Here is a 15,221-nt window from a genome sequence, read left to right as displayed (position 1 = left end):
CGGCGTACAGGACGTCAGAGGTCGTCGACCGTCAGGCGGTCGCGACGTCACCCATCGGCGGGGCCCGCATACCGAGGCCAGGAGCCAGCAGAACAGACTGTGCGACAACGTTGTTGGTACGCCGCCGGATGCGTGGCGGCGCCGGGACAGGATTGCGGGCGGCGAAGAGGCGCAGCCAGCACAGCACCGACGCGCACACCCGGTACAGGTGCTCGACGGCCGCGATCGCGATCCCGAGGACCACGGCGGCGACGGCGTGCGCGGCGATCATCGACGGTGTGAATCCGAGATCGCCGTGGTGGTGCCCGCCGGTCACGCTCAACGTGAGGTGGCTGAGCAGTTGTGCCGCGCCGAGCGCGCACGCCAGCACGACCACCTGGGCGTGCCGGTGGGCGACGGTGACGGCGCCCGCGGCGGCACCGGCCGTCGCGCAGACCAGCAGTGCGGCGACCAGGGCGGCGCCGTGCGGCATGGCGCCGGCCACGGCGGTGTGCGCGCCGACGGTGACGACCGCCGAGCACAGGCCGACCAGCGTGGCGCGCAACCCGTGCGCGCGTGCCGTCGGTGTGCTCATCAGCGGGACTCTACCGCTGTGCTACTACAACGCCTAGTAGAGCCATCGTGAGATTGCCGTTGTCGAGCCCTCTACTCGTCGCAGTTTCGCTCGACAACTGCAATCTCGCGGGTTGTCAGCGGACGAGTTCGTCGCCCAGGAACCGGTCCTCGCCCGTCACCCCCGGCAGCACGAAGAAGAAGCCACCGCCGACGGGCATGATGTACTCCTCCAGCGGTTCACCCTTGAGGCGTTCCTGCACCGCCAGGAAACCCCTCTGCAGGCTGCGCTGGTAGGCGACGAACGCCAACCCCTGATCGAGGCGTCCCGCCCCGTCGAAACCGCGGGAGTAGTTGAACCCGCGGCGCAGGATCAGGTTCTCCTCGGTCTCCGGGGTGCGCGGGTTGGCCAGCCGGATGTGCGCGTTCAGCTTGATCCGCAGCCCGTCCGGGTCCGCCGCGTAGTCCGGGTCGTCGAATTCCCCGGCCAGCCCCAGCGGGGCGCCGCTCACCTTGGCCCGGCCGATCAGCGCCTCCTGCTCGACCAGCTGGGTGCGATCCCAGAACTCGACGAAGTTCCGGATGATGCGCACGGCCTGATAGGTGCCTCCGGTCGCCCAGGCCGGCTCGCCGTCATCGGGGCCCACCCAGACATGGCGGTCCATCACGGCAGGGTCGGCGACGTCGAGGTTGGCGGTGCCGTCCTTGAAGCCCAGCAGATTGCGCGGGGTGGCGGCCTCGGACGCTTTACCCGCGCCGATACCGCGCGCGTAACCGTCGATCATCCAGCGCAGCACCAGGTCACTGCGGGTGCGGCGCATCAGCTGCCGCAGCGCGAACTGCATGGTGTCGTTGTGCCCGGACTCGAAGATGATCGAGATGTCGCCGTGCGACAGCTTCGGGTCCAGCCGGTCGTTGGCCAGAAACGGCATGGTGACCAGCTCACGGGGTTTGCGGTCGGCCAGCCCGAACCGGCGGTCGAACAACGAGGCCCCGACCCCGACCACGATGGACAGGTTGTCCGCGGGCGGGTGCTCGCCCAGGATTCCGGAGTCCACCGGCGGATAGGCCGGGTCGCGCTGCTCGGGCGGGCGGCCGGCCATCAGGCCACGGATCTCGTCGGTGAGTTCCTGCAGCGTCGACGTCAGCTCGGCGCGATCCTTGGCGTGCACATTGAACGACGCGATCAGACCCTGCTCCGGAATGGGCAGCGCGGTGATCCCGGCCTGATGGGCGCCTTCGAACTCGATGAACCGTTCGGCCGGTGTGGGTACCTGCGGTTCGGGCCCGCAGCCCGCCAGTGCCCCGGCGCCGACACCGAGTGCGCCGGCGCCCAGCGCCCCGGTGACGAAGCCGCGCCGCGATATCCGGCTCACTGCAGTTTGAGGACTCCCGAGACCTGCGACAGGTTCTCCGACAGGCCCGCGAGTTCGGACTTGAGGGTGTCGATCACCTCAGGGGTGACGGTGACCTCGGGGCAACGCGCCGACGGGTACGGATCGTTCTCGGTGCAGAACAGCACCCAGCCGTCACCGCGGCGCAGCGGGCCCAGGGTGTCGAACACCGAGTTGAGGCCGGCCTCGATCTTGCCCAGCAACGCCGGATCGGCCTCCACGAGTGCCGGGTTGAGCTTGCCGATGGCATCGCGGGCGCCCTGGACGTTGGCGTCGAAGTCCCACAGGTCGGTCTTGGCGTAGCGGTCCTCTTCGCCGGTGATCTTGCCCTCGGAGACCTCTTCGATCAGCTCGGCGGCACCGGTCGACACATCGACGGGCTTCACCTCGACCGACGGGAACTGCGCCTTGAGTTCGGCGATATCGGCGTCGAGCTGATCGGCGAACGGTGCGGCGCCCTCGAGGGTGTTCTTCTCGAACAGCAGGTACTCCAACCGGTGCCAGCCGGTGAACTCCGGGTCGTCGACACCGGCGAAGTCGTCGACGCGGGCGTCGATCTTGCCGTCGATCTCCTCGACCAGGCCGGCGATCGGTTCGATGCGCTCCCACGGCGCACGGGACGGCGCGTAGGCGTCCTGGGCGGCCTGCAGGTCACCGGCGCGCACGGCGTCGGTGAACACCTTCACCACGGTGACGAGCTGGTCGATCTCGGCGATCGCGTAGGCCTTGTATTCCTCGGCGGCCTTCTCGGTCAGCGGGTTGGGCGCCGCTGCCTCGGCAGACGTGGTGGTCGACGCGCCCGAGGAGGCAGCGCTGCTCGAGGTGTCCGAGCCGCTGTTCGAATCACCACCCGAACATCCGCTGAGAATCAAGGCTGCCGCGACAACCGGTATCTGCCAGGCAATATGGTGCTTCATCGAACCTCCTTGGGGGACTGCGTGCACAGTACATGTTCGAGGAGTATTGGATAGGCATACCTGACCGAACTCGAGCGATCGACTGTCCGTGTCACCGCCGCAGTTACTCTTGACCGGGGGTGTGAGGGCCCCGGGTTGCATCTAGGGAGTGCCTTGTCGGACGTGCGGAGTGTGGCCGGGAGTGTGTCGCCCGCGGCGCCGACCGTCGAGCCGGTGCCGCCGGTTGCCACGCGCGGTATTGCCGGTACGTGGCGTACCCGCTGGCTGCGGGTGGCCCTGGTGGTCGCCGCCGCGTTGTTGCTGCTCGCGTCCAGCTGCTCCTTCCAATCCGGCGATCCGATCCCCGACGGTGTGCCACCCCCGCGCGGTGCCCCCGTTCCGGCCATCGACACCAACGCTCCCGGCCGTCCCGCGGACCAGCTGCGCGAATGGGCCGCCGAACTGGCCCCGGACATCGGCATCCCGGAGCAGGCGCTGCAGGCCTACGCCTATGCGGCGCGGGTGGCCGAGGTGGTCAACCCGAAATGCAATCTGGCCTGGACCACGTTGGCCGGCATCGGCATGGTGGAAAGCCATCACGGCACCTACCACGGTGCGACCATCGCCCCGAACGGCGATGTGCGCCCGCCCATTCGGGGTGTCCAGCTGGACGGGACGATGGGCAACATGCAGATCCTCGACACCGACCAGGGCCGCCTGGACGGCGACCCGCATCTGGACCGGGCGATGGGCCCCATGCAGTTCATCCCCGAGACCTGGCGGCTGTACGGCGTCGACGCCAACAACGACGGTGTGATCAGTCCCGACAATTTCGACGATGCGGCCCTGTCGGCGGCCGGGTACCTGTGCTGGCGCGGTAAGGACCTGTCCACCCCGCGGGGCTGGATGGAGGCGTTGCGCGCCTACAACCTGTCCAACCAGTACGCCCGCGGTGTCCGGGACTGGGCCACGGCCTACGCCGACGGGCACCCCCTCTGATAACGCCAGGTTGAGACGCAACCTCTAGGCTCATAGCGAACGCACGCCCATCCCAAGACCGATTTCCAGGAGGAACCCGTGCCCATCATCGAACAGGTCGGAGCCCGCGAGATCCTCGACTCTCGTGGTAACCCGACCGTTGAGGTCGAGGTGGCCCTGATCGACGGCACCGTGGCCCGCGCGGCCGTGCCGTCCGGCGCGTCCACCGGCGAACACGAGGCGGTCGAGTTGCGTGACGGCGGCCCCCGCTATCTGGGCAAGGGCGTCGAGAAGGCCGTCGAGGCCGTGCTCGACGAGATCGCCCCCGCGGTCATCGGGCTGTCCGCCGATGATCAGCGCCTGGTCGACCAGGCCCTGCTGGATCTGGACGGCACCCCGGACAAGTCCCGGCTGGGCGCCAACGCCATCCTCGGCCTGTCCCTGGCGGTGGCTCGCGCCGCGGCCGACTCGGCCGGTCTGCCGCTGTTCCGTTATGTCGGCGGCCCGAACGCGCACATCCTGCCGGTGCCGATGATGAACATCATCAACGGCGGCGCCCACGCCGACACCGGGGTGGACGTCCAGGAATTCATGATCGCCCCGATCGGCGCCCCGACCTTCAAGGAGTCGCTGCGCTGGGGCGCCGAGGTCTACCACTCGCTGAAGTCGGTCCTCAAGAAGCAGGGCCTGTCCACCGGCCTGGGCGACGAGGGTGGTTTCGCCCCCGATCTGCCCGGCACCAAGGCCGCCCTGGACCTCATCGGCACCGCCATCGAGGCCGCCGGCTTCAAGGTCGGCACCGATGTGGCGCTGGCGCTGGACGTCGCAGCCACCGAGTTCTACACCGACGGAACGGGTTACGCCTTCGAGAAGGAGACCCGCACCGCCGAGCAGATGGCCGAGTTCTACGCCGGTCTGCTCGACTCCTACCCGCTGGTGTCCATCGAGGATCCGCTGTCCGAGGACGACTGGGAGGGCTGGGTCGCCCTGACGACCGCCATCGGTGACCGGGTGCAGCTGGTCGGCGACGACCTGTTCGTCACCAACCCGGAGCGCCTGGAGGAGGGCATCGAGAAGGGTGCCGCGAACGCGCTGCTGGTCAAGGTCAACCAGATCGGCACCCTCACCGAGACGCTGGACGCCGTGTCGTTGGCGCACAACAGCGGCTACCGCACCATGATGAGCCACCGCTCCGGTGAGACCGAGGACACCACCATCGCCGACCTGGCCGTCGCCGTGGGCAGCGGTCAGATCAAGACCGGTGCGCCTGCTCGCAGCGAGCGGGTGGCCAAGTACAACCAGTTGCTGCGCATCGAGGAGGCCCTCGGTGACGCCGCTCGGTACGCCGGTGACCTCGCGTTCCCCCGGTTCACGCCTGCGAGCCAGTAACGTCGCTGTATGCCCGACGCGAAACGGCCCGACCAGCGCCGCCGCGGCCCGGCCTCCGGGCCGGGCAAGGCGGGTGGGTCGGGCCGTCCGCGTGGTGGGTCCGCGGCGCGCCGCGAGCCCAAGGCGATCGAGAGCCGCGGTGCCCGGGAGGCGCGTGTTGCCGGGCAGACGCCCGATGACACCACGGCCGAGGCCACCTCTGACACCGTGGCCGAGGCGATCCGCCGTTCGGTCACCGACACCGCCGATCAGCAATCCGACCAGCGTTTCGGGTCGGCGGCGCGGCGGGCGGCGATCCTGGCTGCGGTGGTGTGCGTGTTGACGTTGACCATCGCCGGCCCGGTCCGCACCTACTTCGCGCAGCGGGCCGAGATGAACCAGCTGAAAATGGTTGAGGAACAATTGCGTTCACAAATCGCGGATCTGGAACAGCAGAAGATCAAGCTGGCCGATCCGGTGTTCGTCGCGGCCCAGGCCCGCGAGCGGCTGGGCTTCGTGATGCCCGGCGACATCCCGTATCAGGTGCAGCTGCCGCCGTCGGCGATCGTCGAACCCGACGCCGGTACCGACGCGCCCACGGCGATCAACACCGATCCCTGGTACACCTCGCTGTGGCACACCATTGCCGATGAGCCACACGGTGTTTCACCGGCGCCTCCGCTACCTGCCCCGGTGCCGCCGGTGCCGGCCGACCCCCCGCCCGCCGGTGGTTGACCCGGCGGACCTGGACGCCGTCGCACGCCAGCTCGGCCGTGAGCCGCGCGGTGTCCTGGAGATCGCATACCGGTGCCCCAACGGGGAACCCGCGGTGGTCAAGACCGCCCCACGGCTGCCCGACGGCACCCCGTTCCCGACGCTGTACTACCTGACGCACCCGGCGCTGACGGCGGCCGCGAGCCGGCTGGAGTCATCCGGACTGATGCGGGAGATGACCGAAAGGCTCTCGGACGACGAGGAATTGGCGACAGCATACCTGCGGGCCCACGAGTCGTTCCTGGCCGAACGTGACGCCATCGAATCGTTGGGCACCACCTTCACCGGTGGCGGTATGCCAGACCGGGTGAAATGTCTGCATGTGGTGATGGCGCATGCGTTGGCCAAGGGCCCGGGGGTGAACCCCTTCGGTGACGAGGCGCTCGCCCTGCTGGCCGTCGAACCCGGCATGGCCGGCATCCTGGATCCGGAGGTGTGGACGTGAGGGTGGGAGCGGTCGACTGCGGTACCAACTCCATCCGGCTGCTGATCGCCGAGAACGGTGTCGACGTGCACCGCGAGATGCGGATCGTACGACTCGGCCAGGGAGTCGACGCCACCGGCGAGTTCGCCCCGGAGGCATTGGCGCGCACCGAATCCGCGCTTGCCGACTATGTCGATCTGATGCGTGAGCACGGGGTGTCCCGGGTGCGCATGGTGGCCACCTCGGCCGCCCGCGACGCCGGCAACCGCGACGACTTCTTCGCCATGACGGCCCGGCTGTTGGGTTCGGTCGTTCCCGGTGCCGTGGCCGAGGTGATCACCGGCACCGAGGAGGCGCAGCTGTCCTTCCGCGGTGCGGTCGGTGAACTCGACCCTGCGGGTGCGCCTTTCGTGGTCGTCGACCTGGGTGGCGGGTCCACCGAGCTGATCCTGGGCGATGCCGACGGCGTTCAGGCTTCGTTCTCCGCCAATATCGGGTGCGTGCGGCTCAAAGAGCGCTGCCTGCATACCGATCCACCCGCGGCCGACGAGATCGACGCGGCCCGAGCAGTGGTGGCCGAACGCCTCGACGAGGCGCTGGCTGCGGTGCCCGTCGACGGTGCCCGCACCTGGGTCGGGGTGGCGGGCACCTTCACCACGCTGGCGGCGCTGGCGCACAAGTTGCCGGCCTACGATCCCGCCGCGATTCACCTGTCACGGACGCCCTTCGGCGATCTGCTGGCGGTGTGCGATGACCTGATCGCCAAGACCGCGCAGCAGCGGTTGGCGCTGGGGCCCATGCACGAAGGGCGCGCCGATGTCATCGCCGGCGGTGCGATCGTGGTGCAGGAGTTGGCCCGGGTGTTGGCCGAGCGGGCCGGAATCGACGAACTCGTGGTCAGCGAGCACGACATCCTGGACGGAATCGCACTGTCCATCGCTTAGCGTGTACGGGGTAGACATACGAGGGGAGTGGCGTGAGCACGTGGAATTCCGGCGGGGGACCACCGCCGATCGTCCCGCGTCCACCGTCGCGGGGCGGCCCGAACATCGGTCTGATCGTCGGTATCACCGTCGGCGCGGTGGCCATCGGGGCCGGTGTCGCGTATCTGGTGTTGCGTCCGTCATCGCCGGATGCGCCTGCCGCCCAAGAGCCTTCGGTGGCAGCCGAGACATCGGCCGCGGCCGACTCGGAACCGTCCGAGGATGCGAACACGCGGCTGATGAAGGTTCTGCCCAAGGGCTACCCGGACGGCGCCTGCGAGCCGGTGGCCCGGCTGCAGGGTGCGCTGGCGACCATCGCCTGCACCGTCAACAAGGATGCCGGCGGCCCGATGTCGGCGACCTATTCGCTGTTGCTCGACACCGCGGCGCTCAACGCCGCGATCGATGATCTCGGGTCGACGGCGACCGTGGTGGACTGCCCGGGCCGGATCCAGTCACCGGGGCCGTGGCGGCACAACGCCTCACTGCACGAGGTCAGCGGCACCGTCATGTGCGGTATCCAGAACGACAATCCCATGCTGGCCTGGACCAATATCGACGACCAGATGTTCGCCGTGGTGCAGGGCCGTCCGGCCGCGCCGAACCTGGATCATCTGTACACCTGGTGGAGCACACACTCCTGAGGTCTCGCATGACAACCTTGCACGTCAATGGCGCCCCGGTCCGAAGGACCGGGGCGCCATTGTTTTTGAGCTCAGTACCGCCAGATGTCAGGCCGGGGGAGCCGGCACCGGGGTGGTGACCGGTGCCGCGCCGGCGGGCAGCGGGGTGCCCTGGCTGCCGACCTCGGCCTGGGCGACGGGCTCGGGCGCCGGAGCTGCGGCGGGTGCCGGGACGGTGCCCTCGGGAGCCGGGACGGCCGCGGGTGCCGGAGCGCCTGGCACCGACGCTTCCTGGACGCCTGCCGGGGTCAGGCCGGGCTGGCCCTCGGGCAGCGGGGTGCCGACACTGCCGGCCGGGGCCGGGGCCGTCTCGGGGGTGCCTTCGGGCAGCGGGGTGCCCACGCTGCCGGCGGGTGCCGTCGTCGGCTCGCCGGGAGCGGGGGTCTCCGTGGTCTCCGTGCTCTCGCCGGCCTCCGCGGCCGGGGTCTCGGTCGTCGTGGTCTCGGTCGTCGTGGCCTCGGTACCCTCGGTGGCCTCGGCGGCGGCCGGTGCCTGGTAGGTCCGGGTGCCCGTGCTGGCGCCGGTACCGGTGCTCGCGGCAGGCGGCGGGGTCAGCCAGACGATCAGGTCGGCGGCGTTGGTCGCATAAACGACGCTGTCGGGAGCCTCGCCGGTGACGTCGAAGTACACCTTGCCGGAGGTCTGCTGGCCCTGCGAAAGGGTTGACGGGTTCACACCCTGCGCGGTGGCGACACCGAACAGCGCGCGGTAGGTGTCACCGTTGCGGGCGCGGGCATTGAAGTTCGAGACGATCGGCGTGGCGCTGCCTTCCAGGGCCTCGTCGGTCGCGGTGGCCTCCCACAAGGTGCCGTGGATCTCGGCCGGGATGGTGTCGGTGCTGACCTTCAGTCCGGTGACGGTCCAGCCCTGGACGACGTTCCCGTCGTGCAACTCGGCCTGGCTGCCCAGCTGGGTGGTGGTGACGGTGGCGCTGTGATCGTCGGCGAAGGCGGTGGGCGCGCTGAACGCGGTGATCGCCCCTGCAGCGGCGACGGCAGCAGCCGCAAACGCGGCGGCAATGCTCGTGGTCTTCACGGTGATTCCACTCCTGAGTCGTCAGATTGACGGCATCCCCCCGATGGGGTGCATCACAGACCGAAGTTAGCAGGTGGCCTGGGGCGATGGAACCGCCGCGAGGTCGACGGCGGTTGTCGTCGCGGTGACGGCGGCGTTGGTGGCGGCTCGCGACCGACAATGGCAGCAAACAATTCAAGCGTATGGTCATCATTTGCTACAAAGGTCAGCACATTGTTTCGCCGGGAGCCTGCTAACTCGCCGGGCTTTGCTCCCCGATAGTTGTCCGCTGTGCGGACGATTAGCGAAAGCTGTGCGGCAAAACGGCTCAGGCGGTGTCGTCGCGGGCGCCCAGGCGCAGGTGCTCGATGTGGTAGACGGCCTCGTCGAGCAGTTGTGCGACGTGGGCGTCATAGAGCCGGTAGACGATGTTGCGACCGTTCCGATCGCCGGCCACCAGGCCCAGCGCGCGCAGCAGTCGCAGTTGATTGGAAACCGCCGGTTGCTCCATGCCGACGGCGGCGGACAGGTCGGTCACCGTGCACGGTGACTGTCGCAACCGGGTCAGGATCAGCAGTCGATTGGGTGAGGCCAGGGCCTGCAGGGTCTCGGCGACCTTGACCGCCGAGGCGGCGTCGAGCGACGCGGCGGGCGGGGTGCGCCCCTCGACTCCGTGTCCCATTCATGTATTCAACCATGCGTCATCTGAACCTTTAGACATGTAGAACTTTACATGTTTATATGTATCGGTGATGACCACGCAGATCGAAACGGACATGCGGGCCGATCGGACCGCCAGGCGATCGGTATGGACGCTGAGTTCGGTGCGCTGGGCTGCCGCCGCGTTGGTCATCTTCGCTGCCGCCTTCACTCTTCAGCTCGCCGGCGTGCCCGAAATCATCTGGTGGACACTGTATCTCGCGTGTTACGCGGCGGGCGGGTGGCAGCCGGCCCGCGACGGGCTTTGCGAGCTCGCCGGCCGCCGTCTCGATGTCGACCTGCTGATGATCCTCGCGGCGATCGGCGCCGCCGCCATCGGTCAGGTCTTCGACGGGGCCCTGTTGATCCTGATCTTCGCCACCTCGGGCGCGTTGGAGGACGTCGCCACTCGGCGCACCGAGGACTCCGTGCGGGCCCTGCTCGATCTCGCGCCGCAACGTGCCGTCCGACTCGAAGGATCCGACGAGGTGGTGGTCGCCGCCGCCGACCTGCGGGTCGGTGACCGGATCCTGATCCGGCCCGGGGAGCGCATCTCCGCAGATGCCACCGTCGTCGGGGGCGCCAGCGACATCGACCAGTCCACCATCACCGGGGAGCCGCTGCCGGTGGCTGCAGGCCCTGGTGACGAGATCTTCGCCGGCACCCTCAACGGTGCCGGCGCGCTGCAGGCGCAGGTGATCCGGGACCCGGCCGACAGTGTGGTCGCTCGCATCGTCGCGATGGTCGAGCAGGCCTCGGCGACCAAGGCCCGCACCCAGCTGTTCATCGAGAAGATCGAACAGCGCTACTCGGTGGTGATGGTGTGCGCGACGGTGGCGTTGTTCATCGTGCCGCAGCTGTTCGGAGAGGACCTGCGAAGCGCGCTGCTGCGGGCGATGACCTTCATGATCGTGGCCTCCCCGTGTGCCGTGGTGCTGGCCACGATGCCGCCGCTGCTGTCGGCGATCGCCACCGCGGGTCGGCACGGTGTGTTGGTGAAATCGGCTGTCGCCATGGAACACCTGGCAGGAGTCGACACCGTCGCCTTCGACAAGACCGGCACGCTCAGCACCGGCCGGCCGCGTGTGGTGTCCGCACCGGCCGATGACGTGCTGGCGCTGGCCGCCGCCGCCGAGCAGCCCAGTGAGCACCCGCTGGGCCGGGCGATCGTGGCGGCGGCGCGGGAGCGGAGCATCCGGCTCGCGCAGGCCGGCGAGTTCACCGCGCTGCCCGGGCGCGGCGTGCGGGCGACGGTCGACGGCCATCTTGTCGAGGTGCTGCGGCCGGGCACGACGCCGGGGTCGCAGGTCAGTGCTCTGGAGGCCGAGGGTGCCACCGCCGTCGTGGTCTGGGTCGACGGTGAGCCGGCCGGGGTGATCGGTCTGCGCGACGCGCTGCGCGCCGATGCCGAACCGACAGTGCGTCGGCTCGCGGCGATGACGAGTGCGCCGCCGGTCCTGTTGACCGGTGACAATCCCAGCGCGGCAGGGTATCTGGGAGATCGCCTGGGGATGCAGGCCCGCGGTGGGGTGCTGCCCGAGCAGAAGGTGGACGCGGTACGCGACCTACCCGGACGGGTGCTGGTGGTGGGCGACGGCGTGAACGACGCGCCCGCGATGGCCGCGGCACATGTCTCGATTGCCATGGGACGCAGCGGTTCTGATCTCACCCTGCAGACCGCCGATGCGATCACCGTCCGCGATGATCTCTCGGCCATTCCCGCGGTGGTGGCGCTGGCCCGTCGGGCGCGCCGGATGGTACTGGCCAACCTCGTCATTGCCGGCGGATTCATCGTGGTGCTGGTGACCTGGGATTTGTTCTGGCATCTGCCGCTCCCGCTCGGTGTGGCCGGGCATGAGGGATCGACGATCATCGTGGCGCTCAACGGGCTGCGACTGCTGCGGGACAGGGCCTGGCCGACCCCCTGATGTCGCCGGTCGGTGCGTGCACCGGTTACCTTGCGAGGCGATGTCAGAAGAAAAGCCGCTCGACCGCACCGTCGACTGGCGGCGTCTGCGGGGACGGGGAGCAGGCGCGGCACTTGTAGCGCTGACCATCGCCGCAACCCTGCAGGCCCTGAGCACGGTGGCCATCGGCCGGGTCGCGGCCGACCCGTTGTGGACGACGCTCGCTGTCCTGGCCGGCTGTCTGCTCGGCGCTGCGGTCTTGGACACCGTGGGCCGGATCGGTTGGGCAGGCGCCGTCGATCGTGCCGAGGGGTGTCTGCGCGCCGACCTGCTGACCGCGGCGCTGGACCAACCGCTGGAACACCTGTCCGAACAGGCCGTGGGTGAGGTACTGGACCGCGTCGACGACGACACCCACGACATCGGTGCGCTCGTCCGCGGGCAACTCTGGGATGCGATCGGCACGGTCATCGGCACGGTGCCGATGTGGATAGTCGCCGGCCTGACCTGGTGGCCCGCCTGGTTCATCTTTCCGGTGGTGGGGCCGTTGACAGTGCTCACGATCCGGCCACTGCTGGGACGGCTCAGCGACCGCAAGGTGGCCGAGGAGACGGCCTGGACCGAACACGCCGCGATGATGGAAGAGGGTATCGCCGCCCGAGATGACCTGCGCGCCAGTCTCGGTCAGGCCTATCTGCTGCGGGTCTGCGCCGAACTGTCCAGCACCGTACAACGTCGGGTCGGGGCGGTCGTGGCGGTCGAATCGCGGATGGTCCTGCGAGCCATCGGCCTGCTGCACGCGCTGCTCGCCGGGGTCGTCGTGGCCGGTGTCGCCCTGGTGTCCGGCGGCAATCTGGATGTCGCCGCACTGATCACACTGTTCCTGGTGACCGCGACGATGGTCGGCAGCATCGCCGAACTGGCGCGCCAGCTCCCCGAGTTGCAGGCCGGGGTGGGGGCGATCCTGCGAGTCCGTCAGCTCATGGACAGTGCGGCCGAGCCCACCGGCGGGCTGGCGCCGGCCGCGCACCCGGCCGATATCGATTTTCGGGATCTGCATTTCTCGTACGCCGAGGGAAGCTTTGCGCTGCGCGGCATCGATCTGCGCGTACCGGCCGGCACCACGTGCGCGCTCGTCGGGCGGACGGGATCGGGTAAGTCGACGCTGGCTTCGCTGGTGTCCCGGGCGGTCGACCCCGAGCCCGGATCGTTGTTCCTCGGCGGCACCGATGTGCTCCGGTTGGATCTGCACGAGCTCCGTGCGGCGGTCGGGGTGGTCACCCAACGCACCGAGATACTGGCAGGCACGTTGGCCGAGAACATCTGTCTGTTCGCCGACATACCGCGTAATCGGCTGTGGCAGGCGATCACCGAACTCGATCTCAGGCCGTGGATCGAGAGCCTCCCCGAGGGCATGGACACCCGGCTGGGACCGGGCGGCACCACGCTGTCGGCCGGTGAAGAGCAACTGGTCGCCTTCGCCCGGCTGCTGGTACGCGATGTCCGCGTCGTCGTGCTGGACGAGGCGACGGCACGGATGGATCCGCTGACCGAGGAGCGGGTGGTCAACGCGGCCGAACGGCTGTTGTCCCGGCGGACCGGGATCGTCATCGCGCACCGGCTGGCGACCGTGCAGCGAGCCGGTCACATCGTCGTCCTCGACGGTGGCCGCATCGTCGACCAGGGGCCTCGGGCCGAGTTGGCGATGCGCCCCGGACCGTACCGGCGGATGTTGGATGCCGCAGGCACCGAAATTGCCGCCTCGGACACGGAAAACGTTGCCGCGCCGAGTGACACCGCCTTGGGCGGAGTGCGCAGACAGGGTGCACCGCCGCAGTCGGTCGAGACCGGTGACGGGCCCAGTCTGGTCCGCGGGATCCTGAGCATGATCCGGGTGCTGCCGGCCTGGGGCCTGACGGGCAGCGTGCTGTTCATCGTGACCGGCCTGTTCGGTGCGACGGGCGCGGTCAGCGGCTTCGTCTGGGGACGCCTCGTCGAGGGTCTGGAACGCGGTGAGGCCCCGGTGTTGCTGACGGCGGGCTCGGTCATCTGCATCATCGTCGAACCGTTCCTGTTGGTCTGGGCCATGCGCCGGTTCTTCCCGTGGTGGACGGCCTGCCTGCTGCGGATCCGGACGACGGTGCTGGCGGCGCAGACACGTCAGCACCGACTGGTCCGGACACCGCCCGGCGAGGTCGTCTCCCGGGTGTTGGACTCGGATCGGTTCCTGCTCTACTCCGACCGGTGCAACGACGTCGTCGGCGGATTGTTCGTGGTGGTCGTTGCCTCGGCGTTGAGCGGCACGGCGATCGCCGGACTGATTCTGCTCGCGGTCATGGTGGCCGCAGCGGTGGCGTCGGTCGCGGGACGGCCGATGGCAGGTCGATCCGCCGTGGCCGCCTCCACCACCCGCGCCCATTTCGGCCGGTCGCTGGTCTCGGTGCTGGAGTGTGTGCGCACGCTGAAGTTGGCCGCGGCCGTCGACGACGTCCGCAGGCACCTCGACCGCGTCGACGGCGGCCGGGTGCAGGCGGCGTTGCGCGAGCACCGGATCGATGCCGTGCTGTTCGGTGTCCCGGTGCTGATGGTGCAGTTCGGTGTCGTCGCCGCCTGGACCGTTTATCTGCTCGACGGGTGGAGTCTGGCTGCGGCGCTGCTGGTTTCGGGTGCGGTGTCCGGCTTCGGCTACTACGGCAGTGTGGCGGGCGCAGTGGTGACCGAGGCGCCGGGCACCCGCGCCTGGCAGCTGGAGACCGCACGGTTCGCCGGAGGTGCGGATCTGATGGCGATCCCGGCCGGTGTGGATCTATGGCGGGGCGCGGCGCCGCCGCCGGCACCGGTCGAGCGGACCCCGTTGCGGCGGTTGGAACTTCGTGGTGTGGACGTGGTGCACGACGACGGCACCCGCGGCGTCACCGGTGTCGACCTCACCGTCGAGGCCGGTGAGCTGGTCCTGCTGCTCGGCCAGGTCGGGTCCGGTAAGTCGAGCCTGCTCTCGGCGCTGTGTGGGCTGGCCGGGCACACCGGATCGATCCGCTGGAACGGGATCGAGGTCCAGGACGCGCAGGCATTCCTGCGCCCCGGCCAGGTGGCGCACGTGGCGCAGGTGCCCCGCGTCGTCTCGGGCACCTTCGCCGACAACATCCGACTCGACCATCGCCGCGAGATCGGCGCTGCGATCGCCGACGCCCAGTTGCTGCCCGATATCGATGCGGCGGGCGGGGTGGACGCGCTCGTCGGGCACCGCGGCGTCCGGCTGTCCGGGGGCCAGGTGCAGCGGGTGGCGCTGGCCAGGGCGTTGGCAGCCGAACCGGAACTGCTGCTCGCCGACGATGTGTCCAGCGCTCTGGACGCGGTGACGGAGGTGGCGCTGTGGACGGATCTACGCGCCCGCGGCATCACGATCGTCGGGTCGTCGTCCAAACGTGCGGCGCTGGCCCGGGCCGACCGGGTGGTCGTCCTCGTCGACGGAGCCGTCGCGGCGGTCGGTCCCTGGGCGCAGCTGAGCCCAACATGGAGTCACCTGTCGGCCTGACTTTGCGGTTAGCC

General features: G+C 69.4%; 13 protein-coding genes. 8 read left to right on the top strand and 5 right to left on the bottom strand.

The features are described 5' to 3' along the window. Positions 1–31: 31 nt before the first annotated feature. The 3 genes from ACLBYA_RS28620 to ACLBYA_RS28610 all read right to left on the bottom strand — a co-directional run bounded on the left by ACLBYA_RS28620 (position 32) and on the right by ACLBYA_RS28610 (position 2,863). Positions 32–574, bottom strand: a complete 543-nt coding sequence (locus ACLBYA_RS28620) for a hypothetical protein (RefSeq protein ID WP_447712862.1) — start codon at positions 572–574, stop codon at positions 32–34. 115 nt (positions 575–689) lie between these two features. Continuing rightward, on the bottom strand, positions 690–1,928 hold the full coding sequence (locus ACLBYA_RS28615) for a Dyp-type peroxidase (protein ID WP_447712861.1): 1,239 nt from the start codon (positions 1,926–1,928) through the stop codon (positions 690–692). Continuing rightward, positions 1,925–2,863 carry an EfeM/EfeO family lipoprotein gene (locus ACLBYA_RS28610; protein ID WP_447712860.1) on the bottom strand — a complete coding sequence of 313 codons (939 nt, stop codon included), beginning with the start codon at positions 2,861–2,863 and terminating at the stop codon, positions 1,925–1,927. Before ACLBYA_RS28610 ends, ACLBYA_RS28615 begins: the two co-directional genes overlap by 4 nt. A 237-nt stretch (positions 2,864–3,100) precedes the next feature. Here ACLBYA_RS28610 and ACLBYA_RS28605 point away from each other — a divergent pair, with 237 nt between their 5' ends. The 6 genes from ACLBYA_RS28605 to ACLBYA_RS28580 all read left to right on the top strand — a co-directional run bounded on the left by ACLBYA_RS28605 (position 3,101) and on the right by ACLBYA_RS28580 (position 8,013). Next, a complete protein-coding gene (locus ACLBYA_RS28605; RefSeq protein ID WP_447712909.1) occupies positions 3,101–3,841 on the top strand; it encodes a lytic transglycosylase domain-containing protein in 741 nt (246 codons plus the stop codon). A 78-nt stretch (positions 3,842–3,919) separates the two neighbouring features. Continuing rightward, a complete protein-coding gene (gene eno / locus ACLBYA_RS28600) occupies positions 3,920–5,209 on the top strand; it encodes a phosphopyruvate hydratase (RefSeq protein ID WP_447712859.1) in 1,290 nt (429 codons plus the stop codon). Positions 5,210–5,218: 9 nt separating this feature from the next. Further along, positions 5,219–5,923 carry an FtsB family cell division protein gene (locus ACLBYA_RS28595; RefSeq protein WP_447712858.1) on the top strand — a complete coding sequence of 235 codons (705 nt, stop codon included), beginning with the start codon at positions 5,219–5,221 and terminating at the stop codon, positions 5,921–5,923. Then, a complete protein-coding gene (locus ACLBYA_RS28590; RefSeq protein ID WP_447712857.1) occupies positions 5,916–6,407 on the top strand; it encodes a DUF501 domain-containing protein in 492 nt (163 codons plus the stop codon). Before ACLBYA_RS28595 ends, ACLBYA_RS28590 begins: the two co-directional genes overlap by 8 nt. Then, positions 6,398–7,330: a Ppx/GppA phosphatase family protein gene (locus tag ACLBYA_RS28585; RefSeq protein ID WP_447712856.1), complete on the top strand. Its 933-nt coding sequence runs from the start codon at positions 6,398–6,400 to the stop codon at positions 7,328–7,330. The genes ACLBYA_RS28590 and ACLBYA_RS28585 overlap by 10 nt, the downstream gene beginning before the upstream one ends. A gap of 32 nt (positions 7,331–7,362) precedes the next feature. Next, positions 7,363–8,013 carry a hypothetical protein gene (locus ACLBYA_RS28580; protein ID WP_447712855.1) on the top strand — a complete coding sequence of 217 codons (651 nt, stop codon included), beginning with the start codon at positions 7,363–7,365 and terminating at the stop codon, positions 8,011–8,013. A gap of 87 nt (positions 8,014–8,100) precedes the next feature. Here the strand turns inward: ACLBYA_RS28580 and ACLBYA_RS28575 are convergent, their stop codons facing one another. Together ACLBYA_RS28575 and ACLBYA_RS28570 are read right to left on the bottom strand one after the other, a co-directional pair. After that, on the bottom strand, positions 8,101–9,087 hold the full coding sequence (locus ACLBYA_RS28575) for an MPT63 family protein (RefSeq protein WP_447712854.1): 987 nt from the start codon (positions 9,085–9,087) through the stop codon (positions 8,101–8,103). A gap of 307 nt (positions 9,088–9,394) precedes the next feature. After that, positions 9,395–9,748 carry an ArsR/SmtB family transcription factor gene (locus ACLBYA_RS28570; protein ID WP_447712853.1) on the bottom strand — a complete coding sequence of 118 codons (354 nt, stop codon included), beginning with the start codon at positions 9,746–9,748 and terminating at the stop codon, positions 9,395–9,397. Positions 9,749–9,818: 70 nt separating this feature from the next. Between ACLBYA_RS28570 and ACLBYA_RS28565 the strand changes: the two genes are divergently transcribed. Together ACLBYA_RS28565 and ACLBYA_RS28560 are read left to right on the top strand one after the other, a co-directional pair. After that, positions 9,819–11,693: a heavy metal translocating P-type ATPase gene (locus tag ACLBYA_RS28565; protein WP_447712852.1), complete on the top strand. Its 1,875-nt coding sequence runs from the start codon at positions 9,819–9,821 to the stop codon at positions 11,691–11,693. 40 nt (positions 11,694–11,733) lie between these two features. Next, positions 11,734–15,207, top strand: a complete 3,474-nt coding sequence (locus ACLBYA_RS28560; protein ID WP_447712851.1) for an ATP-binding cassette domain-containing protein — start codon at positions 11,734–11,736, stop codon at positions 15,205–15,207. The last annotated feature ends 14 nt before the right edge of the window (positions 15,208–15,221 follow it).

Source organism: Mycobacterium sp. C31M (assembly GCF_053345865.1).
This window is presented reverse-complemented; position numbering and strand designations above follow the sequence as displayed.